Raw genomic sequence first — 21,692 nt, forward strand, 5'->3', positions numbered from 1 at the left:
GGGAACGACCGACCGTGGCGGCCGGTCTGTGGTCGTCGCCCGGTCTTCCGAAGCGTTTAATCGGAATCCCGAGCCAGTTGTATGCGATATGACGAAAGTGAGCGTCATCGGTGCGGCAGGGACCGTCGGGGCCGCGACGGGGTACAACATCGCGTTGCGGGAGGTCGCAGACGAACTCGTTCTCGTCGACATCCCGGACAAGGAGTCCGAGACCATCGGCGAGGCCGCGGACACGAACCACGGGACCGCCTACGACTCGAACACGGTCGTCAGACAGGGCGGCTACGAGGCGACGGCCGGGTCGGACGTGGTCGTCATCACGGCCGGTATCCCGCGGCAACCCGGACAGACCCGGATCGACCTCGCGGGCGACAACGCGCCGATCATGGAGGACATCGGCTCCTCGGTCGCCGAGTACAACGACGACTTCGTGTCGATCACCACCTCGAACCCGGTCGACCTGCTGAACCGGCATCTCTACGAAACCGGCGACCGCAACCGACACTCGGTGATCGGGTTCGGGGGGCGTCTCGACTCCGCCCGCTTCCGATACGTTCTCGGCGAACGGTTCGGCGTCCCCGTCCGGAACGTCGAGGCGACGATCCTTGGGGAACACGGCGACGCGCAGGTCCCCGTCTTCTCCAAGGTCCGTGTCGACGGTCGTGACCCCGACTTTTCGGCGGACGAACGCGAGGAGATCCTCGACACGCTTCAGGAGTCCGCGATGGACGTTATCGAGCGCAAGGGCGCAACGCAGTGGGGGCCGGCGACCGGTGTTGGCCACATGGTCGAGGCGGTGCTCCGGGATACGGGCGAGGTGCTCCCCGGTAGTGTCGTTCTCGACGGTGAGTACGGCCACGACGATACCGCCGTTGGCGTCCCGGTCAGACTCGGGAGCGACGGGGTCGAGGATATCGTGGAGTGGGACCTCGACGATTACGAGACCGACCTGATGGACGAGGCCGCGGCGAAACTCTCCGAACAGTACGAACGGATCGACTGAGCGCCGTGTCGGGTTCTGTGGTCGGGTGGTGTTCGCGGGGGCGCGGTGTCACGCCCCGCGGCGGCCACGAACCGACACCACCCGCTCGATGCCGTTTACAGCCGGCGTTGTAACGTTTCTATTGTCTTTTCGCCGACCCCATCGACATCCCGCAGGTCGGCCGTCGACGCCGAGCGAACGTTTTCGACGCTGCCGAACCGTCGGAGGAGACGTTTTCGGGTCTCGGACCCCACGCCGGGAACGTCGTCGAGTGCCGTCGACACGTCGTCTCTGAGGCTTTCGTGGTACTGTGCAGCGAAGCGGTGTGCCTCGTCGCGAACCCGTTGGAGAACGTGGAGATGGGGGGCGTCGTCGTCCCAGTCGTGGACGCCGTCCGGCGTGACGACCAGTTCCTCGGCTTTCGCCAGTGCCACGACCGGAACGTCCCATCCCGTCTCGGCGAGGGCGTCGCGGGCGGCCGCGAGTTGGCCGTCCCCGCCATCGATCACCAGGAGATCCGGATCGGGTCGGTCGTCACGGCCCTCGACGGCGCGTTCGGCGCGCCAGCGAGCGAGCGCGCGCATGCTGGCGTAGTCGTCGTTACGGTCCGGGAGCTTCTTCCGGCGGTACGCCGCCTTCTCCGCGCTCCCGTCGACAAAGCAGACGTCGCTGCCGACGACCGCCGTTCCGCCCGCGTGGCTCACGTCGAACCCTTCGATTCGCTCGATCGAATCGAGACCAAGTGCATCCGCCAACGCGCCGAGTTCGTCGTCACCGCCCGTCCGGCGGCGTGCGTTCTTCAGGGCGAGGTCGACCAGTGTCGCCTCGCGGCCCGCGCCGGGGACACGGACGGCGACACCCTCGTTTTCCAGCCACGAGACGACGTCGGGGTCGGCGGGCTGTTCCGAACACAGTACGGCGTCGGGGAGGTCACGGTCGGCGTAGTACTGTGGAATAAACGCGGCGAGAAGTGCTCCGGCTCGGTCCTCGCCCTCGGGTGCGTTGAGGCGGTGTCGGGAGCGGTCGACGAGTTGGCCGCGCTCACTGTGGAGGCGGGCGACCGTCGCGCGGTCGCCCTCGATGGCCCCGCCGAGCACGTCGACCGTGCGCTCGTCGGCCGGCGATGAAACCGCGTCGCCACCGGATCCGTGGAACGACTCGACAGCGTCGAGACGGTCCCTGAGGTTGGCGGCGCGTTCGAACGACTGTGCCTGTGCGGCGGCCTCCATCTCCCGGCGGATCGGGTCGGCCAAGACCCCCGTCTCGCCCTCGAAGAAGCGAACGGCCGCGTCGGCGTTCTCTGTGTACGTGGCCTCGTCGATTTCGCCGGTGCAGGGAGCGGTACACAACCCCATCTCGTAGTCGAGACAGGGACGGTCGCGCCCACGGTACTTGTGATCCGAACAGCCACGGAGACCGTACGTTTCTCTGATCGCCTTGATAACCGTCTCGACACGCCCCATGCGGGTAAACGGGCCGAACACCGTCGCGCCCTCATCGGGGTCGCGGGTCACCTCGATGCGGGGCACCGGGTGGTCGGTGAGTTGGACCAACGGATATGACTTGTCGTCTTTCAGACGGACGTTGTACCGGGGCTGGTGGCGCTTGATCAGGTTCGCCTCCAGCAGTAACGCCTGCGTCTCGGTGTCGGTGACCGCCACGTCGATCCGGTCGGCCCGCTCAACCATCCGGCGGATTCGGTCGCTACGCGGGTCGACGTATGAGCGAACCCGGTCTCGGAGGTCAACCGCCTTACCGACGTAGCGCACGCCGTCACCCTCGTAGAACAGGTAGACGCCCGGCTCCCGGGGAAGGTCAGCGGCACGCGCTTTGATCGCGGTCGAGTCCATCAGCAGGGTAATAACGCCCCGACGGCTATGAGGGTGACGCGTCGGGGCGGCCGATGAGGGTTGCGAGCGAGGACGGGTGGGGGGGGAGCGGGGACGGCCGAAGCCGAGGGTATAACACCGGCGGCGGCGATGCCCGAGGCATGAGCGACGACGGAGCGGAGCGATTGTGGCTCGTCGAGCGGACCTACGACGACAAGGGCCTCATCGTCCTCGCGTACGCGACACTCGATGGGACGACGGTCCGGCGGATCGAGCGGGCACCGGTTGCGGTCGAACAGATGGGGGGTGTCACGGCGGCCGTCGACGCCGACGAGGGGTCGCTCGCGCCCGTCGAGGACACCGACCTGCGCGAACGGTACGCGGCGGAGGCGTCACGGATGGCCGACCGCCACGACCCGGACGACCCCGTCTAAATCGAGGGGAGCCGAGGCCGGGAGGGGACCGACCTCGGCATCGGCACCGGCACGCGGATGGGATCGGGTGACACCCATCCGCAGTCTTAAGTCCGTCCGCTCGGAGGAACGGGTATGGATTACACGCTCGCCATCGACAACGCGCCGGAGACGATCACCGGCGGGACAGGCGTCCTGTTGCTCCACCCGAGCATCGGCGAGACCGACCGGATCGACACCGACTTTCTCAAGACTGACACGGACAATTTCTTTGTCGTCTCGACGCGGACCACCGCTCGTGAGGTCGAACAGAAACTCGAACATTACGACGTCGACGAGTCGAAAGCGGAGATTCTGGACACGCTGTCCGTAGAACGAGGATATTCCCGACGACCGTCGGATCGTGTCCACTACGTCGCCTCGCCCGACGACCTGGAGGGAGTCGTAAGCAAAACGCGGACGTTTCTCGAAGACCACGGGGGGAAACGGCGGGTGAGCGTCGACTCCCTCACCGAGATGGCGTACTACGCCGACGACGAGGCGGTGTTCGAGGCGACAGAGCGGATCCTCGGCCTGTTGGACGAGTTCGACGGCGTAGGGCTGTTCCACCTCTCGAAGGAGGTCCACGACGAGGCGGTGTTGGAGCGGTTTCGAGGCCTGTTCGACCTCGTGCTCGATCTGGACGTGGACGAAAACCTGACAGTCGAGTTCGACGAGGGGTGAGACGGCGAGAACTCACTCCTCGGCCTCGGGGTCGAGTCGGTCGAACGTCGTCGTTGCCCACCGCACGGCGTACTCGGGGCCGTGATCCACGTATGCCGTCGTGTTCAGGGCCGCAAACGGCGTCGGAACGTCGAGGCCGTGCTTGATGGCGGCACAGGCGAGTTCTGTCGCGTCAGCGAACTCCGTCTCGCCGCGAGCGACCGCACCGGGGAGACCGTCGACACGGTCACGGAGGCGGTCGCCGGCGTCGACCCACGCCTCGTAGAGGTTCGGAAGGTCATCCGCCCAGTCGGCGAACATCGGCCGGGTCTGGCAGCCGACCCAGCCGACGTAGAGGGCGGCGCCGATCTGGTAGACCGATGCCGGATCAAGCGGGACCGCCGCGTCGAGGTCGGGATACCGGGCGGCAAAAAAGCCGAGAAACGACTCCGGAACGTCGAGGCCGAGTTCGAGAAGGGCCTCGGCGATCAGAAACTCGAGAAAGTCGTCGGGTGTCCCCTCGGCCCGCGCTTTGACGAGGACCGTCGGGGGATCGGTCTGTCGGGTCCACATGACCGTCCCGTCACCCGGGAGGCCGACGGTGAAATCGGATCCCGCATACCGGTGGAGAAGGGTCGGTGCGTCGTCCGGGACCCACTCGGCGGGGTACGTGGTCGGATCGAGCGCGTCGACCAGAAGGCCGAGGTCCTCGGCGGTCGCGGGGGGAAGCGTCTCGAAGTCGGCGTCCGCGTCGAGAACGATGGCGTCCGGGGCGTGGCGGTCACGGACGACATCGAGACTCTCCGGAAGCGACCGTCGCTCGAACATCACCCTAAGAGGATCCCGAAGAGGAGAGCGGCCGCGAGGACCGCCGACACGCTGACCGTTCCGAGTACGATTTTCGTCGCTTGACTCATACTCGGTTCTCGGTATGCCGTCGCATAAGGGTTTCACTCCCGGTGTGGTCGCGTCCCCGCTTCGTTTCTCTTGGGGTCTCGGTCCGAGTTCCGTTGGGTCTCGGGACTCCCGGTCGAGCCGACCGGCTCGACACCTGTGTTTCATTTCGAACGCATGATCGTTTTTCATCGCTCGTGGACGGTGGTTTCTCGGTAGCTGGAAACGAAACAGGGGGATGCGGATGATCGGCTGGCTCCGGGGAACGTACTGCGGTGTTTGGACGGGGCGGACGACCGTCTGGAACCGGACAAAGAGGACGCCGGCGGTCGTCGAGACGGCATCGCGCGTGGAACCGGAGCGCAGGAGTCAGGCGTCGTCACGCCACGCGTCGGCGACCTCGATGACGTAATGACCGTCCTCTTGCAGCGAAATGATACACTCCTGTCGGTCGTACAGTTCCATCAGGTTGAGTTCGTACTGTCCCGGTTCAAGAATCTTGATGCTCTCGAACTGGTCGTTCAGTTCCTCCCGGAGGTCGTCGATCCCGGGCGAGGCGGCGGTGTCGGGAGGGATCGTCCGGGCAGGATCGTCGGAGCGTTGAGGCGGGTCGGACACGTCATCGAGTTCGTCCCGGGTGACGACGTCCCGTCGGGCGTCCGCCTGCGCCGAGTTTTCGGTCGGGTCGAGAACGTTCGGATCGGATTCGGTCTCGATAACCTCCCCCTCGGAGTCGGCCGCGGACGACGGGGGAGAGGTGGTTGTAGGGGCGGCGGCGTCGGTCGGGGTCGGATCGGCCGTATCGGCGTCGGATGACCGCATGGGGTCCGAGGCGGTGTCGGGCGGATCGGAGGCGGTCACCGTGCCGACCCGGTCGTCGTCGTCGGACGCCGCCGTGTCCGTCGCCGAGTCCGGTTTGAACTGGAACTTGCTTCCCCCGCAGTCGGGACAGCCTGAAAGCATCTCCTTGGAGCCGTCGGCGAACACGCGTTCGCAGTTCGTACACTGGTGGGGCATCGGTCTACTTCCGGGAGACGAGTGCGCTGATGAGGTTCTCGTCCTTGTGGAGCGTCTGGATCTGGTTTGCCGGCCCGATGACGGTGAGTTTCTTTGTCGATTCGCGTCCCATCAGTCGGTCGAGGAAACTCCGGTCCGCCGTCTCCGATCGGGGGTAGGTTTCGATTTCGATTCCGTTGAACTCGTCTGGGCTGATCTCGGTCATCGTCACCTCGATGAGTTTCGACTCCTCGTCGGGCGAGAGGCCCTCCTCAAGGATGACGATGTTGCCCTCGCGGACACCGTCAAGAATGAGTCGGATCTTCTCCATGCCCGCGAGTTCCTCCATCCGTGCGCCGCTGATGAGGTCGATCTGAACCCCGTCGTCGTCGGTGGGAGTGGCTTCCGGCATCTCCATCACCCGAAGTACTCCGCGATCTTGTCGTACACTTCGTCCATATTGTCGCCCTCAAGCGCCGACAGCGGCACCGTTTCGTGTTGGGGGAAAGCATCCCCGATCCGCTTGACGTTCGAGCCGTTGAGATCGGTTTTGTTCGCGAAGATAAGCACCGGGAGATCCTGGCTCTCGATGATGCCAATGAGCATCGTATTGACCTGAGTGAAGGGGTCTTCGGTGCTGTCGAGAACGTAGATCACGCCGTCGACGTCCTCTCGGAGCCAGTGCATCGCCTCGGCAACCCCCTCGGTGGCCTCGCGCGACCGTCGGACTGCGTCCTCCTCGTCGATGTCGTGTTCGAGAAACTCCTTGTAGTCGACCTTCGTTGTCACGCCGGGTGTGTCCACGATGTCGATGGTGACGGTGCTCCCGTTGCGCTCGATCTCGACGTTCTCCTTCCGCCGGGCGCGACGCGTCTCGTGTGGAACGTGGCTCTCCGGGCCGACGGCGTCCCCCGTCCAGTCGCGTGCAACCCGGTTCGCGAGCGTTGTTTTCCCGGCGTTCGGCGGTCCATAGATCCCGATTCGCTTGGGATCGCTGGCCGAGAACAGTCGATCCGTCACTCGTGTGATGCTGTCTCTGAGTCCTGTGAGCAGTCCCATCCTGTCCTCCCGCACCTCCCGTTTCGACCGCGAGAGGGCGTATGCGGGATGAAGGTTGCGCCGTTCACTTAAGTGTGCGTCAGACAAGCATAACCGACCTGTCAGTAGGTGCCGAACCACGGCGTCGGGCTTTCGGTCACGACCCGAGGTGACCGCTCGGCACAGGCCCCCCACCCCTTCGTTTCAGGTGGAACGGATCACAGCCACCCCACCGACACGCCGAATCGGCCCGACTCGTCGGAGAAGTTTATAGTATACGAACATTATGTAGGGTGAAAAGATGTTTATTGTTATACTGCGGCTATGGTTTATGCGAGTAGTACTTATAGATTTTCCATATTATGGACTACCGCTTCTCCTCCCCTCCCCCCACCCCCTCTCCGCTACGCTCCACCTGAAACGAAGGGGTGGGGGGGTGAGTCGGGTGTTCCGTGCAACCCCGTCCTACCGGTGTCACGACCTACCCATGGGAACCGGTGTCTTGGGGTTGCTCCCCTCTCACCCGTGTAGATCCGGTCCGACACCGTTGAGGCGACGGGCCGAGGGGAAACTTTTTGTACCGTCTGTTCGTCTGTTTCGTCTGGATCATTTGGACGCGTCCGGACGGACATCAAACCGGTTCGGCCGGGCTTTCTCAACTCCGGCGCGTCCTCCACCCGAAACGACGGGGTATCACCAGATGGACTCGAACGACACGCCTCCGGACGACCGGCCCGCCTCCGACTCCGAGGAGGACAACCTCCACGACGCCTCCGCCCGTGACCGAACGGCCGATATCTCCCACGATGTCGACATCAACGACGTTCTTGACGACGAGGAGGAGAATCAGGGTCTATTCGATGATCTGCTCTCCGGAGAACCGATCTTCGAGAACAAGGAGGTGCTCCGGCCCTCGTACACTCCACGCGAACTCCCTCACCGCAACGAGCAGATCAACCGGATGGCGACGATTCTCGTTTCGGCGCTCCGGGGCGACACCCCGTCCAACATCCTTATCTACGGAAAGACAGGGACGGGAAAAACCGCAAGCGCGAAGTTCGTCAGCAACGAACTTGAGTCAACCTCCCAGAGGTACGACGTCCCTTGTGAGGTCGAGTATATCAACTGCGAGGTGACCGACACCCAGTACCGGGTGTTGGCCCAGCTCGCCAACAAATTCATCGAAAAGAACCGCGCGGTCATCACAAAACGGGTCGACGACCTGACCGACCGCCGCTCGGCGATCACAGACGGTGACGCCACCCTCGATATGTCACCGTTCGACTCCACGGCGGCCATCGACGACCGGATCGAGACGCTAAAGACGGATCGCGAGGCGATGGACTCCGTCCCGATGACCGGGTGGCCGACCGACCGCGTTTACAGTTCCTTTTTCGAGGCCGTCGACTACCACGAGCGCGTGGCCGTCATCATGCTTGACGAGATCGACAAACTCGTCGAGAAATCGGGCGACGACACGCTGTACAACCTCTCGCGGATGAACTCGGAACTGGAGAACTCCCGCATTTCGATCATGGGCATCTCGAACGATCTGAAGTTCACCGACTTTCTCGACCCCCGAGTCAAGTCGAGTTTGGGCGAGGAGGAAATCGTCTTTCCGCCGTACGACGCCAACCAGCTCCGGGATATCCTCCAACACCGGGCGGACGTGGCGTTCAAACACGGCGCGCTCACCGAGGACGTTATTCCGCTCTGTGCCGCCTTCGCCGCTCAAGAACACGGCGACGCCCGCCGAGCCCTCGATCTCCTCCGGACGGCGGGTGAACTCGCCGAACGCGGACAGGCCGACACGGTCGAGGAGGGCCACGTTCGGCAGGCCCAAGACAAGATCGAACTCGATCGGGTCGTCGAGGTGGTACGCACCCTTCCGACCCAGTCGAAGATCGTCCTCTTCGCGATTATTCTCCTCGAAAAAAACGGCGTCCACAACATCAACACCGGGGAGGTGTTCAACATCTACAAGCACCTTTGTGAGGAGATCGACGCCGACGTACTGACCCAGCGCCGGGTGACCGACCTCATCTCCGAACTCGACATGCTCGGCATCGTCAACGCTGTCGTCGTAAGCAAGGGCCGGTACGGCCGCACCAAGGAGATCAGCCTCTCGGTCCCCGTCGACGAGACCGAGGCGGTTCTTCTTTCCGACTCCCGCCTCGGCGACATCGAGAACGCACAGCCGTTCGTCCAAGCGCGGTTCGACAACTGACCGGCCGTGCTATGCGGTCGGCGACGCCCCGACCGGTGGCGTCGCTCCCGCCCATCCTCTCCCGGCCGACGCGGTCCACGATTCACTCTCGACGGACGGGTTCGACCCGTCCCCGGTGGATCCCGTTTCCGGTCCCCCGCCCGCCGTCGTTGCCGCCCTGACACCGGTCGAATCGGCAACGAGTGCCGAGACACTCAGCCGCACCCAGCCGAGATACGGAACTCTGACGCGTGCGATCCCGACGACCCACTCTGCCCTGACCGGACCGCTGATGCCGTTCACCTGGTCGTACCGTCCGTTGGCGTCGCCTTTCGTCACGAACCCGTCGTTCGGTGCCGGGCAGTTGCGCATCTCCGCACAGCCGCTTGCCGCGACGTACTCCGGATTCGCCCGGTCGTACCAGTTTTCACCCTCCTCGACCCAGAACTGCGCGCGGTGGATCACGGGTGGGCCGGCGCTTCCGGGGTTATCGTAGACGATCACCGACCCGGGTGCGCCGAACTTCCAGTGGTCCCCTGTCCGCCCGGTCTCGCGGGTCACCACCCCTGTTTCCTCGTGGGCCGCGTCGGCGGCGAACCGTCCGGGTTCGGTCATGAACACGAGATCCCCTTTCTGCATGTGGGGTTCCATGCTCCCGCTCTCGACGGCCACCATCGGTGGCCACACACCGCTGATCGCGAACAACAGGAGGCCAACCCCGACGACGGCACCGACGCTTACCGCCGTCTCCCGGAGCACCAACAGCCCCCCGCTCTCGGCTGTCAACAACTGATGTACCGGTCCTGTCCGACCGGTTCGACGGCGGTCGTCGTCCGTGGGGACGTCGTCGGGTGACCGATCGGCATCGACTGGGCCGGATCTACCGGGGGACCGGAGGTCGTCGTCCTCGCTCATCGGTTTTTGTTCACCGTCGACGGAATTGAATCTTCTGGACTTCCGGCATCCTTTTGACCGCGCCGGTCGTGGCCCAGGTGTGCCACCGGAGACGCCGGTCCGGATCGCCCGCGAACTCGCCCGTCGGGGTTACAACGCCGAACGGGAAGCCGTGACGCTCCTCGCGAACGCGGCCGACCCCGTCGCCGCCCTCGACGCCGCCGTCGAGACGGCCCCCGACGACGCCCTGCGCCTCACCACCGTCCACGTTCGATCGATCCTCGACGACGCCACCGAGACCGCCGCCACCTCGGACGACCCCCCTGGTTCGGACCCCTCCGTTTCAACTGCGGACCCCGACCCCTCCCCCGCCGACTCACGCGACGGAGTTCCAGTTGAAACGGAGGGGTCTGCGTCCGGGGCCTCGACCGGCCGTTCCCCGGACGAGTCGGGTGTCACCGACGCCCCGCCGGTGGGCGTCACCGGTGACATCACCGGGCAAAGCACCGGAACGGGTGAGTACACCGATTTCGTCTCGGTCTTTCGCGACCGATACGAGACGCTCTCGGCGAAGCTTCGCGGCCGAGTGAACCACCGCCCCACGTCGGCCGTCGGGGACATGACCGGCGGGACCGACGTGGCGTTGATCGGCCTGGTCGACGACGTCCGGTCCTCGGCGAACGGGCACTGGATCGTCGAACTCGAGGACACGACCGGAACCTTTCCGTGTCTGATCACAAAGGACCGCGATATCGCCGGTGTGGTCGAGGAGATACTGCTCGACGAGTGTCTGGCCGTCGAGGGAACCCTCTCCGATGACGCGGGTATCGTCTTTGTCGACGAACTCCACTTCCCCGATGTCCCCCGAACCAACCGGCCGACCACCGCGGACAGACACGTCCAGGCGGCGCTCATCTCCGATGTCCACGTCGGTAGTCAGGAGTTCATGGTCGATGCGTGGGGTCGCTTTGCGGATTGGCTCCACACCGAAGAAGCAGCGGCCGTCGAGTACCTCCTGCTTGCGGGCGACATGGTCGAGGGTGTCGGCGTCTACCCCGGTCAGGACGAGGAACTCGACATCATCGACATCTACGACCAGTACGAACGCTTCTCGGAACATCTGAAGGACGTGCCCGGGGACCTCGAAATCGTGATGATCCCGGGCAACCACGACGCCGTCAGACTGGCCGAACCCCAACCCGCCTTCGATCAGGAACTCCGGGAGATCATGTCGGCCCACGACGCCCGGATCGTCGGCAACCCCGCTACCGTGACCGTCGAGGGCGTCTCGGTGTTGATGTACCACGGCGTCTCGCTCGATGAGGTGATCGCCGAGCTTCCGGCGGCAAAAGCGAGTTATGACGACCCTCACAAAGCAATGTACCAACTGTTGAAAAAGCGCCACGTCGCCCCGAAGTACGGCGGCCGGAACCGTCTGGCTCCCGAGGAGGAGGACCACCTCGTCATCGGCGAGGTTCCGGACGTGTTTCACACCGGACACGTCCACAAACTCGGATACGGCAAGTACCACAACGTTCTCGCGGTCAACAGCGGCTGCTGGCAGGCTCAGACCGCCTTTCAAGAGAGTGTCAACATCGACCCCGATGCCGGCTTCGCACCCATCGTTGACCTCGACACGTTGGATCTGACCGTCCGGAAGTTCGCCTGAGCCACCACCGATCCGACCCTCTGCTACGCCGGATCGGACGGATCGAGACAGTACCGGATCGTCTCCTCTCCGTCGAACGCCGGCCCCGTCCCGTCGCGTTCGAACCCGGCCGCCGTGGCGGCCGAGCGGGTCACCTCGTCGTTTTCCACCGTCAGCAACTCGACAGTCATCCCCTCGGCGGTGGCGAAGCGAACGGGTTCGGTCAGTAGTTGCTCGCACGCCCGCTCGGTCCCACCTAGCTGTGTCACGTGAACCGTCCGATCCCGCACATCGAAACTGACGAACCCAGCCACGTCCGGCCCCTCGTCATCGGTGTCGGCGTTCGGTCCCGCGGCCGTCTCGTCCCGATCCGCGACCCGAACGGTCCGGTCGTGGATCAGGTTTCGAATCACGTCCGAGGGCACGTCCGCGATAGCCGAGAGAGCGTCGGCGTCGGCTTCGACCGCGTCACGCACGTCCATACTCATCCATTCTCACGGCAACCGCTTAAACGCTCGCCGTCGTCACCCCGTGTTCTCGGTCCCCCGACCACGGCGCTCAATCGTCGCCGGGCGACGCCGCCGGTTCGACGTCGACGTCGATCTCCGCGGCGGACGCCTTGTACTCGGGGATCTTCGCGCGTTCGTCGAGTACGTCGTTGGTGAGCCGGTTGGCGGACGACGCCGAGAAGTGGACCGTCGTCCAGACGGTTCCCTCCTTGATGTCGTCGGTCACCTGTGCCGCGACGTCTATCTCGCCGCGCCGTGATCGGAGCGTCACGTCGTCGCCGTCGGCAATGCCGTAGCGCTCGGCGTCGTTTGGGTGGACGTCGACGAAGTTCTCGGGATGCTGGCGGTTCAGCGTCGGCGACCGCCTGCTCATCGTCCCCGTGTTGTAGTGTTCGATCAGTCGGGCTGTCGTGAGGATCAGCGGGTACTCCTCGTCGGGGACTTCCCTCGGCGGCTGGTGGCTGACCCCCTCGATCCGGCCGAGGCCGTTCTCCGTGGTGAACGCCTCCGCGTAGAGGTACGGATCCCCTTGATCGCCGGGTTCGTAACAGGGCCAGTGGAGCCCCTCCTCCCCGAGCAGGTCGTAGGTCATCCCGTGGTAGATGGGACACACCTCCCGGAGTTCCTCGAACACCGCCTCGGGACCCTCGAAATCGAAGGAACTCTCGTCGAACAGCCGGCTCCCGACGTCGGCGAGGATGTCGAGGTCGTGTCTCGTGTTCGGGTGGACCTTGTCGATGCCGCGCATCCGCTGGACCCGACGGTCCGTGTTGGAGACGGTCCCGCCACGTTCGGCCCACGAGGTGGCGGGGAGGACCACGTCGGCGTACTCCACCGTCCCCGTCGGGAAGATGTCCTGTACGACGACGAACTCCAGATCGATCAGTCGCTCCTCAACGACGTTGCTGTCCGGTTCGCTCATCACGGGATTCTCGCCCATGACGTAGAGGCCGTGGATCCCCGTCCCGGCCTCGTGCGAGAGTTCGATGTTCGTCAGGCCGGGTTCGGCGGGGACCTCGAACCCCCACACCTCCTCGACGGCCTCGCGTGCCTCGTCGTCGTCGACGGGCTGGTAGCCGGGGAGGACGTTCGGCATCGCGCCCACGTCGCAGGTCCCCTGCACGTTGTTCTGGCCGCGCAGGGGGTTGACGCCAGTTCCCGGTCGGCCCAAGTTCCCCGTGATCAGGGCGAGGTTGATCTCGTTTTGAGTGTTGTCGACCCCGCAGGCGTGCTGGCTCATCCCCATCCCCGTGAAGATGGCCGCGGCGTCGGCGGTCCCGTACGCCTCCGCGGCGCGTTCGATATCTTCGAGAGGCACGCCACACTCCTCGGCCGCCGCTTCCGTGTCGAAGTCCTTGAGGGTCGCTTTCAGGTCCTCGAAGCCCTCCGTGCGCTCGGCGACGAACTCCTCGTCGACCCAGTCGTTTTCGAGGACCGTCTTGAGGACGACGTTGAGCAGGGGGATGTCTGTCCCGGGTTCGAGTTGGAGGTGCATGTGGCGGTCGGTTCCCTCGATGTCGAACGACCGAGTCGTCTTGTTGGCGTGGGGGTCGACTTGGATGACGGTCGCGCCCTCCAGCACCGCCTGCCGGAAATAGACGCTGTTGGCGATGGGGTGTTGTTCGGCGGGGTTGGCTCCCTGAATCCAGAGGACGTCCGTCGACTCTTCGAGGTCGGCCATGCTGTTGGTCATCGCCCCGGCGCCGAGGCTCCGCCGGAGCGCGTACACTGTCGACGCGTGACACATCCGGGTGCAGTTGTCGACGTTGTTGGTCCCGTACCGACGCGCGAGTTTCTGGAGGAGGTAGTTCTCCTCGTTCATCGCCTTCGAACAACCGTAGAAGCCCATCGCGTCCGCCCCGTGTTCGTCCCGGATCCGTTCCATCTCATTGACGATCCGGCCGTATGCCTCCTCCCACGTCGCTTCGCGGAGGTCACCGTCGTCCCGAACCATCGGTTCGGTCAGCCGGTCCTCGTGGTCGACCACCTCCGTCGCCGCGCCCCCCTTGATGCAGATCCGGCCCTCGTTGACCGGTGCGTCACCCCACGGCGCGAACCGCATGTCGTCGGTCACCACGATGCCACACCCGACGCCACAGTACGGGCAAACCGTCTTCGTCGTCTCTTGGCTGTCGTCCATTGTCGAGTCCAGAGTGTCATATTACTAACTACAAACGGAAAAGCACCAGCCCGCCACTCCCCCCGGAGCGAGTGAACACAGTTATAACCGTCCACCCCGCTATCACATGGCATGTTTGGGTACCCGTCTGATTCCGTGGAGGACCCACGATGCGTGTAGTGGCGAAGTTTGGCGGCACGTCGCTCGGGAGCGGCAACCGCATCGAACGCGCCGCAGACACCGTCGCGAGGGCGGTGGAGGAAGGTCACGAGATCGCTATCGTCGCCAGTGCAATGGGGTCGACGACCGACGAACTCATAGAGGAGATTACGTTCGAGGCCGAGGACGACGACCGCGCCGAAATCGTCAGCATGGGTGAGCGGACGAGCGTCCGGATGCTCAAAGCGGCACTTGCCGCCCGTGGGGTCAACGCAACCTTCGTCGAACCCGGAACCGAGGCGTGGCCGATCATCACCGACGAGTTCGGCGAGGTCGACGCCGAGGAGACGCTGAAACGCGCCCGGACCCTCGCCGCCGATCTAAACGACGTCGTTCCGGTCATCACCGGCTTTCTCGCACAAACCATCGACGGCAAGGTGACCACCCTCGGCCGCGGCGGGAGCGACACGACCGCCGTGATGCTCGGAAAGTTCATGGACGCCGACGAGGTTGTTATCGTCACCGACGTCGAGGGTGTCATGACCGGCGACCCACGGGTCGTCGAGGGCGCTCGCAACGTTGGCCACATCACCGTCGACGAACTCCGGAACCTCTCCTTTCGCGGCGCAGAGGTCGTCGCCCCCAGCGCCCTCTCATACAAGGACGAAGACCTCACCGTCCGTGTCGTCCACTACCAACACGGCGACCTGCTGACCGGCGGCACCCGTATCGAGGGGCAGTTCCAGAATCTCATCGACATGCAGGACGAACTGCTCGCCTGCATCACCGTCGCCGGGCGTGCCCTCCGGAACCGCCCGGGCATCCTCGCCGACCTCGCACAGTCACTCCGCGACGAGGACATCAACATCGACGCCGTCGCCAGCGGGATGGACTCGGTCACCTTCTACGTCAACGACGACCTCTCCGAGGACGCGGAGTACGTTCTCCACGAACGGGTCGTCGACGACGAGACGCTTTCCTCGGTCACCGTCGAGAACCGGTTTGCCGTCATCCGCGTCACCGGTGGTGAACTCCCGAACCGGCCGGGCATCATTCTCGATATCGTCCAACCGGTGTCCGAGGCTGGCATCAACATCCACGATCTCATCACCTCCGCCACCTCGGTTGCCATCTTCGTCCACTGGGCGGACCGCGAAAACACCCTCAAAATCGTTCAGGAACAGACGATCTGAGACCTCTTTTTACTGTCCTTTCAACAGCCGCGTCCCGATCCGCGTCGGCAGTCCCGCCGCCTCCACCGCCTCGATAACGGCGTCGATGTCGTACTCGACGCGACGCTCCTCGACCGTCACCGCATCACCCCCTTGTCCTTCCGACAGGTTCACCACGGCGTACCCCGCCCGCGGGTCGCCGTCTCGTGGCTGCCCGACGCTCCCCGGGTTCATGACGACCCCCTCGTCGAAGACACGATGATCTTGAACGTGGGTGTGACCCGTGACGAGCAGTGCCTCATCGCCGAGCATCCGGGGCGAGAACTCCTCGGGGTAGGTGTAGCGGTCCGGGTCCTCGGGGTGGCCGTGGACGAGTTTCACCCGCCCGTCGGCGACCGTCCGCGCCTCCGGCAGGCCGTCCAACCACGACAGCGCGTCGTCGTCGAGGCTCTCGCGGGCGTGGTCGACACCCGCTTTCGCCATCGCGTTGAACCGGAACGCCGAGTCCTGGGCGACCGCCCGGTCGTGGTTCCCCATCACCGTCGGGACCGACCGCTCCCGGACGGTGGCGACACAGTCGGCCGGCCACGGGTTGTACCCCACCACGTCGCCCGCACACACCAGTCGGTCGACACTCGGCATGTCGTCGAGAACGGCTTCGAGCGCGATCCGGTTTCCGTGGATGTCGGAGACGACGCCCAGACGCATGGCGGTCGTTTGTGGTCCCGGTCGGTTAGGCGTTGCCGTACACCGGATTCTTGTCCGCCGCGCGAATACTGCCTGTCCTTTTGTTGGATACTCCCGCCCGAAAGAACCTGTTTGTCGCCGGGTCGAACCTCTTGGCCGCGGCGGTGATGTCCATCGCCGCACAGTCTCCAGACTGGTGGCCCGTAACACCCACGGCGCTTATGGCCGCCGTGTTGCCGCTGTCACGGACAGATGTCGCTCCGGGCTCCACCCATTGTCTGCCGCCGCGCTCGGAACGCTCACGCTCCTGTGGGCCGTGACCGACGGAACGGTAGCCGGTGCGATCCAGTCGGGTATTTTGGGTCCCGGCGTCGGCACCGCCACCGACCGCCTGCCGTTCGGCGTGTTTCGTCCGGTACCCGACGTCCGCCGTCGCCGCGTACGCTCCGAACGCTTTGACCGCTCCGGCTACCCTTCGTTGACCACGCTCGTCGTCGGGCCGTCATCCCCCTCAACGACGACCCCCGCCGCACAGACGGCGTGTTCGAACTCGAGGTCGTAGGCTTCCCGGGCCGCGGCCGCCGCGTCCGTCGCCGCGAAGTCGAACGGACGCGGATCGTCCGCCTCGTATGTGGCGACCAACGTCGGCTCCTCGACCCGTTCGACGACGAGGGCGTCCCGGCGGACGATCCCCACGGTGGCGGTATCGTCCCCGACGACGCCCGCGATCCGGGGCGTGTCGTAGTCGTCTTTCTCGTAATCGAGCGAGAGAAGCGTCGTCGCCAACGTGTCCCGGGCCGGATACCCCATGTCCAGTTTCTCGGCCACCGGATCGACGTGGGAGCCGTTACCGAGAACGGCCCGGCCTTGGCTTTCTCGAACACAGTTGTAGGCGATGTAGGGGTTGTCCGTCTCCGGTGCGTCCGGCGTCGGCGCGACGGTCAGGGTACCCGAGCGGTCGACGATGTGGCGGTTCGGGAACGATCTGGAGGAGACACGATACGCACCGATTCCGGGACCGACGACCACGAACCGTCCGACGTACATACCTCGGCCCACGTGTCGGACGCCGAATGTAGGTGTCGGTTTGGAACCGGAATCGCGGGGCCACGGCGGAGACCACCCCCCTGTCCGACCGACGGTCGTCGGGAGACACTGCACGAACTTCGCAACACTCATATGGGTTTCGTGGTTATAACCGGGTGACAACACGGACACGGCGTCCGGAAAGTCACGGCAGTCCATTGGGGTAGTGGCCAATCCTGAAGCCTTCTGGGGGCTTCGACCCTGGTTCGAATCCAGGATGGACTACTTTCCTACCGGTCTGGACCCCTCGAAGCACGGACCGCGGCCGGACCGGGTGGTTTCCGTTTCCGTGGCCGCGTCACCGACGTTCGTCGGGGCCGGCCACGTGAACTCACGCCGGACGTTCGTCCGATCCGGTTGTGCCGCGTTTCTCACAGATGTCCAGTGGAGATACACAGCGGACGCTTGGACCGACGCCCGGTCGTCCAGGTTTCACGCACAGGTGAGGTGGATTTAATAACTCCCGATACCCGGACAGAATGAGGTCAGAATGTCAATATGACTGATGAGTCACCACTCGACGCAGACACACAACCGGTCCTCGACAACGTATCGCGCCGACGGGCGCTCAAGTTGGTCGGTGCCGCCGGGTTCGCCGGGCTGTCGAGCGTGCCTGCGGCGGCCGATCCGGGCGGGAACGGCAACGGTACGCCGTCCGAGGCGGACATCGACGTCTTGCCCAACCCGAACTTTATTACGAACGCGAGAAGCGAGACCCCGCCGTTCGACGACGACACGGTGTTGTTCGATCCGGGTCCGGTCTCGATCCCGTTGAACGAGATCATCGACGCGGACGAGGAGTACGACTCGAAACTGTTCAGGTCGCTCAACGACGGCAAACACCAGATCGTCCGCCCGCCGGCGGGATACGACCGCGAGAAAGAGGGGTACAAAGCGCCGTGGAAGCCGATCACCTGGGGCGAGTACAGCGCCGTCGGCGGGCGGGCGACCGTCGGCGGCGTCAAGCCCGCGGCCGGGAACGGCAACGGCGCGAACGACGACACCGGGACCCGGGTCAACATCAGCGTTGAGGACGGCATCCCGAACGGCCGGTACACGATCTGGGTGGTCAAGTTCGCCGCGCTCAGCGAGGACAGCGACCTCGGCCCGGACGACCCCTTCGTCACGCCCAGAGGCAACGGCTTGGTCGGCTTCCACAACCTAGGTCAGAAGTTCGGTGACGACGGCGACTCCGAGAACGACTTCACCGTCGATGAAACCGGAGACGGCGACATCCACGTCTTCACAGAGGGCGGGGAACTGTCCGGTGTGCCGGGGTTCACCCCGATCGAGGGCGACGGTATCGACGACCCCGTCTCCGACGGCCCCGTCCCGTTCGTTGGCGAGGCCACGGACTACGACCAGGACGAGAACCGACTCATCCGGATCGACAACGACCTCCGGGCGGAGGACGAAATCCACCTCGTCGGCGCCTATCACTACGACGACCAGACGTGGGGTGTCTATCCCGGACCTTGGCACGTCAACCACTTCAGCGCCGTCTTCGCGTTCGACGACTGAGCGGTCCCTGTTTACGGTTTCGCCCACGGTGTCGCTGCGGCGACACGTTCGGCGCGTTCGCTCCGCGATTCGCCGGCTGACCTGTGGAGGTCGTGTCAGACCTGCCCTCTCGACACCCGTTCCATGACGTGTCCGTCACTCCCTCCGATCGACCACCTCGACGCCGGTGAGTTCGAACCGGGCACCGCCGTCCGAACTCTCGGTCACGCGAACGTCCCAGCCGTGGGCGTCGGCGACCCGCTTGACGATGCTCAACCCCACACCGATCCCTTCGTCACTGGTCGTGACGCCGCTCTCGAACACATTGGCACGCTCGGCTTCGGGGATGCCGGGGCCGTCGTCGGCGATATAAAACCCGTCGCTCCCGTTTAGGCTCCCGACCCGCACCGTCACGCCGTCGCCGTCGCCGTTGCCGTTGTCGTTGCCCGACGACGCTTCGCTCTCGATGACGCCGTGTTCTCCGCCGTCGTCGACCCCCGGTCGACCGGTAGCGGCACTGTGTTCGACACTGTTGCGAAACAGGTTCTCCAGCAGTTGTCTGACCCGGCTCTCGTCCGCTCGGATCGTCACCGAGCCATCGGTCGAGAGGGTCGCGGCGTCCGTCTCGACCGTCCCCCAACTCGCACGCGCGATGTCGGTTAGCGATACCGCCTCGAGATCGAGTGCGATGGTACCCTCACGGGCAAGCGTTAGCAACTCCTCGATCAACTCCTCGATCCGGGTGTGAGCCTCGGCGACCGATTCGAGGTGGCGGCTGTCGTGTTCCGCCCGTGCCAGTTCGAGGTGGCCGCCGGCCACGTTCAACGGGTTCCGAAGGTCGTGACTGACGATGCTGGCGAACTCCTCCAACCGCTCGTTGCGCTGTTCCAACTGGCGTTCGTACTCGCGTTGTCGTCGCAGATCCCGACCGATGCCGGCAAACCCCAACACGTCCCCTTCGGAATCCGTCAGCCGGTAGCCGGTGAACTCGTGTGGGATCCGCTCGCCGTCCGCCGTCAGATACTCCGCCTGCACCGTTGCCCGCCCCTCGGTAAAGACCGTCTCGATCGCTTCCGTGACCTTCGGAACGTGGTCTTCCGGAATGAAGTCCGTCGCCGTCATCGACGCGATTTCGTCGTCGGTGTAGCCGGTCACCTCCCCGAGACGGTCGTTCCAGCGGCGGAGCGTGCCGTCCCGGTCGAACACGTAGAAGACATCATCGAGTGCGTCGAGACACTGCTCGATAAAGGCCCGTTCCTCGTGGAGTCGCTCCTCGTACTCCTTGCGGTCGGTGATATCCCGGAGGATACCGACCAGTCCGTCGAACGTCTCGCCGTCGTCCGACAGAACGCCCACGTGATCCTCACACAGAACGGGATCGCCCACCTTCGGCTGAATCTCGACCTCGAGGCGGACCTGTTCCGGGCCGTCGTCGGAGCGGAGTCGACCAAGCCGGTGTTTCGTTCTCGTCGTCCCGTCGCCGGCCTCGACGAGATCAGGCGTCGATCCGAGAACCTCCGACCGTTCGTATCCGAACCGATCGACGAAGGTGTCGTTGACGTACTCGAACCGTCCGTCCTCGTCGACGACGTAGACGGGGTCGTTGAGTCGCTCGACGAGCGTCCGGAACCGAGCGACGTCGGCCTGCCACTCCTCGCGCTCGGATCGGTCACGGACCGTACAAACGATCGTCCCCGCATCCGCCTGCGAGACGACGTGTTCCTCCGGAAAAACGCTACCGTCCGCGCGAAGACCGGTCGTTTCCCCGTGCCACGATCCCTCCGCGGTGACCGTCGGCAGAATCGTCCCGCGAACGAACGACACCTCCTCCTCGGGGTACACCAACTCCCATTTCTCGCCGATCATCTCGTCGGGGTCGTACCCGTAGAGGTCCGCGTACGCCTCGTTGACGTATATGAAGACCCCGTCATCGTCGAGGAGGCTGATCCCGTCCTGAGTGGTTTCGATCGCCCGCCGCTGCCGGCGGCTGGCCCGTTCGGCGCGGTGCCGGTCGACGGCGTTCCGGATCCTGTTCGCGAGAACGGCGTACTGTTCGGTACCCCCATCCTTCTGGAGGTAATCGGTGACACCCGCGGAAATGGCCTCGCTGGCGACCGCCTCGCTCCCCTTTCCGGTGTAGAGAATAAAGGGGATTTCCGAGTGGGACTCGCGGACGGCTTCGAGAAACCCGATCCCGTTCTGTTCCGGCATCTCGTAGTCGGACACGACGCAGTCGAACCGGCCGTCGGCGAGTCGGTCCAACCCCTCGGCGGCACTGATCGCCGTCTCGACGGCGAGACGGTCGTCCTCACGTTCGAGAAAGGTCGCCACCAGTTCGGCGTGCTCGCCGTCGTCGTCGACGTGGAGAACGCGGGCCGGTCCGGAGTGCCCGCTCGGTTCGGCCGACAGTGATCTCATCGGATCCCTCCGGACGGGTTCGTGACGACGAGACGGCGGCCGCCGGGGACGGGTGGCTCCGCGGCCGAGCCGACGCTCCTCCGATGGTTGACGGACGGTGCGGTCGGACCCCCGCTCCGGGGGACGCGGCTCGTGTGTGTGGCTGTCATGGTATGGTGTCAAGTGTGGACCCGTCTCGATCCCACCGATCCCCGGGTTCGGGAGCCGATGTGGACGGATCGGTCGGGGCGGGCCCGTTCGGATTTGTCCGTTATTTAGACAATACGCCGATAAATCTGTACTGAGAGTGTGAGTAACACAGTTTCGGCGGGGGACTCCGGCGCGGTGGGCCGGTCGGTCACGCGACATCGTGCGTCCGCGGGTCGTCCCGGCCCGGTCCTGCCGATCGGACCGACGGCCCACCGCGGACAAAACGTATCCTCCTCGCCCGCACATATGGT

The 21,692-nt window shown here is 64.9% G+C and carries 20 protein-coding genes and 1 tRNA gene; 8 read left to right on the top strand and 13 right to left on the bottom strand.

All coding sequences use genetic code 11. From position 1 onward, the window contains the following. Positions 1 to 88: 88 nt before the first annotated feature. Positions 89 to 1,003: a malate dehydrogenase gene (gene mdh, locus Q0925_RS09330; RefSeq protein ID WP_299334583.1), complete on the top strand. Its 915-nt coding sequence runs from the start codon at positions 89 to 91 to the stop codon at positions 1,001 to 1,003. Between the two features lie 95 nt (positions 1,004 to 1,098). Here the strand turns inward: mdh and Q0925_RS09335 are convergent, their stop codons facing one another. After that, positions 1,099 to 2,832 carry an excinuclease ABC subunit C gene (locus Q0925_RS09335; RefSeq protein WP_299334586.1) on the bottom strand — a complete coding sequence of 578 codons (1,734 nt, stop codon included), beginning with the start codon at positions 2,830 to 2,832 and terminating at the stop codon, positions 1,099 to 1,101. A gap of 140 nt (positions 2,833 to 2,972) precedes the next feature. Between Q0925_RS09335 and Q0925_RS09340 the strand changes: the two genes are divergently transcribed. Continuing rightward, entirely contained in the window at positions 2,973 to 3,245 is a 273-nt protein-coding gene (locus tag Q0925_RS09340) for a hypothetical protein (protein WP_299334589.1), read from the top strand. 114 nt (positions 3,246 to 3,359) lie between these two features. Beyond that, positions 3,360 to 3,947, top strand: coding sequence for a DUF7090 family protein (locus Q0925_RS09345; RefSeq protein ID WP_299334592.1), 588 nt, complete (start codon positions 3,360 to 3,362; stop codon positions 3,945 to 3,947). 12 nt (positions 3,948 to 3,959) lie between these two features. On the opposite strand, the gene Q0925_RS09350 is transcribed toward Q0925_RS09345, so the two are convergent. From Q0925_RS09350 to Q0925_RS09365, 5 genes are all read right to left on the bottom strand, one after another. After that, positions 3,960 to 4,754: a DUF7089 family protein gene (locus Q0925_RS09350; protein ID WP_299334595.1), complete on the bottom strand. Its 795-nt coding sequence runs from the start codon at positions 4,752 to 4,754 to the stop codon at positions 3,960 to 3,962. Continuing rightward, on the bottom strand, positions 4,754 to 4,843 hold the full coding sequence (locus tag Q0925_RS12485) for a hypothetical protein (RefSeq protein ID WP_422653627.1): 90 nt from the start codon (positions 4,841 to 4,843) through the stop codon (positions 4,754 to 4,756). The genes Q0925_RS09350 and Q0925_RS12485 overlap by 1 nt, the downstream gene beginning before the upstream one ends. Positions 4,844 to 5,189: 346 nt before the next feature. Beyond that, positions 5,190 to 5,837 (bottom strand): OapC/ArvC family zinc-ribbon domain-containing protein, encoded by a 648-nt coding sequence (locus Q0925_RS09355; protein ID WP_299334598.1) that lies wholly within the window; start codon positions 5,835 to 5,837, stop codon positions 5,190 to 5,192. 4 nt (positions 5,838 to 5,841) lie between these two features. Next, entirely contained in the window at positions 5,842 to 6,228 is a 387-nt protein-coding gene (locus Q0925_RS09360) for a DUF2073 domain-containing protein (RefSeq protein WP_299334630.1), read from the bottom strand. 5 nt (positions 6,229 to 6,233) lie between these two features. Next, positions 6,234 to 6,875 (bottom strand): Era-like GTP-binding protein, encoded by a 642-nt coding sequence (locus Q0925_RS09365; RefSeq protein WP_299334600.1) that lies wholly within the window; start codon positions 6,873 to 6,875, stop codon positions 6,234 to 6,236. A gap of 679 nt (positions 6,876 to 7,554) precedes the next feature. On the opposite strand from Q0925_RS09365, the gene Q0925_RS09370 reads away from it, so the two are divergent. Further along, on the top strand, positions 7,555 to 9,081 hold the full coding sequence (locus tag Q0925_RS09370; RefSeq protein WP_299334602.1) for a Cdc6/Cdc18 family protein: 1,527 nt from the start codon (positions 7,555 to 7,557) through the stop codon (positions 9,079 to 9,081). A gap of 9 nt (positions 9,082 to 9,090) precedes the next feature. Here Q0925_RS09370 and Q0925_RS09375 read toward each other — a convergent pair whose 3' ends face one another. After that, positions 9,091 to 9,975, bottom strand: a complete 885-nt coding sequence (locus tag Q0925_RS09375; protein ID WP_299334604.1) for a S26 family signal peptidase — start codon at positions 9,973 to 9,975, stop codon at positions 9,091 to 9,093. 79 nt (positions 9,976 to 10,054) lie between these two features. Between Q0925_RS09375 and Q0925_RS09380 the strand changes: the two genes are divergently transcribed. Then, positions 10,055 to 11,623, top strand: a complete 1,569-nt coding sequence (locus Q0925_RS09380) for a DNA-directed DNA polymerase II small subunit (protein WP_299334606.1) — start codon at positions 10,055 to 10,057, stop codon at positions 11,621 to 11,623. A 23-nt stretch (positions 11,624 to 11,646) separates the two neighbouring features. Here Q0925_RS09380 and Q0925_RS09385 read toward each other — a convergent pair whose 3' ends face one another. Both Q0925_RS09385 and fdhF read right to left on the bottom strand, forming a co-directional pair. Next, the gene (locus tag Q0925_RS09385) at positions 11,647 to 12,084 is read right to left on the bottom strand and encodes a hypothetical protein (RefSeq protein ID WP_299334609.1); all 438 of its coding nucleotides are present in this window, start codon (positions 12,082 to 12,084) and stop codon (positions 11,647 to 11,649) included. Positions 12,085 to 12,160: 76 nt separating this feature from the next. Then, positions 12,161 to 14,251 carry a formate dehydrogenase subunit alpha gene (gene fdhF, locus Q0925_RS09390; RefSeq protein WP_299334612.1) on the bottom strand — a complete coding sequence of 697 codons (2,091 nt, stop codon included), beginning with the start codon at positions 14,249 to 14,251 and terminating at the stop codon, positions 12,161 to 12,163. A 149-nt stretch (positions 14,252 to 14,400) separates the two neighbouring features. Here fdhF and Q0925_RS09395 point away from each other — a divergent pair, with 149 nt between their 5' ends. Further along, a complete protein-coding gene (locus Q0925_RS09395) occupies positions 14,401 to 15,582 on the top strand; it encodes an aspartate kinase (RefSeq protein ID WP_299334614.1) in 1,182 nt (393 codons plus the stop codon). A 9-nt stretch (positions 15,583 to 15,591) separates the two neighbouring features. Here Q0925_RS09395 and Q0925_RS09400 read toward each other — a convergent pair whose 3' ends face one another. The 3 genes from Q0925_RS09400 to Q0925_RS09410 form a co-directional block, all read right to left on the bottom strand. Continuing rightward, positions 15,592 to 16,269 carry a metallophosphoesterase family protein gene (locus Q0925_RS09400; protein ID WP_299334616.1) on the bottom strand — a complete coding sequence of 226 codons (678 nt, stop codon included), beginning with the start codon at positions 16,267 to 16,269 and terminating at the stop codon, positions 15,592 to 15,594. 25 nt (positions 16,270 to 16,294) lie between these two features. Beyond that, positions 16,295 to 16,423, bottom strand: a complete 129-nt coding sequence (locus Q0925_RS09405) for a hypothetical protein (RefSeq protein WP_299334618.1) — start codon at positions 16,421 to 16,423, stop codon at positions 16,295 to 16,297. Between the two features lie 293 nt (positions 16,424 to 16,716). Continuing rightward, a complete protein-coding gene (locus Q0925_RS09410; protein ID WP_299334620.1) occupies positions 16,717 to 17,295 on the bottom strand; it encodes an IMP cyclohydrolase in 579 nt (192 codons plus the stop codon). A 191-nt stretch (positions 17,296 to 17,486) separates the two neighbouring features. Here Q0925_RS09410 and Q0925_RS09415 point away from each other — a divergent pair. Together Q0925_RS09415 and Q0925_RS09420 are read left to right on the top strand one after the other, a co-directional pair. Further along, a tRNA-Gln gene (locus tag Q0925_RS09415) sits at positions 17,487 to 17,559 on the top strand. Between the two features lie 273 nt (positions 17,560 to 17,832). After that, complete coding sequence (locus Q0925_RS09420; protein WP_299334622.1) at positions 17,833 to 18,855, top strand: hypothetical protein; 1,023 nt, start codon at positions 17,833 to 17,835, stop codon at positions 18,853 to 18,855. 135 nt (positions 18,856 to 18,990) lie between these two features. Here the strand turns inward: Q0925_RS09420 and Q0925_RS09425 are convergent, their stop codons facing one another. Then, positions 18,991 to 21,252: a PAS domain S-box protein gene (locus tag Q0925_RS09425; RefSeq protein ID WP_299334624.1), complete on the bottom strand. Its 2,262-nt coding sequence runs from the start codon at positions 21,250 to 21,252 to the stop codon at positions 18,991 to 18,993. Between the last annotated feature and the right edge of the window lie 440 nt (positions 21,253 to 21,692).

This window comes from Haloplanus sp. (assembly GCF_028275055.1).
GTDB lineage: Archaea > Halobacteriota > Halobacteria > Halobacteriales > Haloferacaceae > Haloplanus.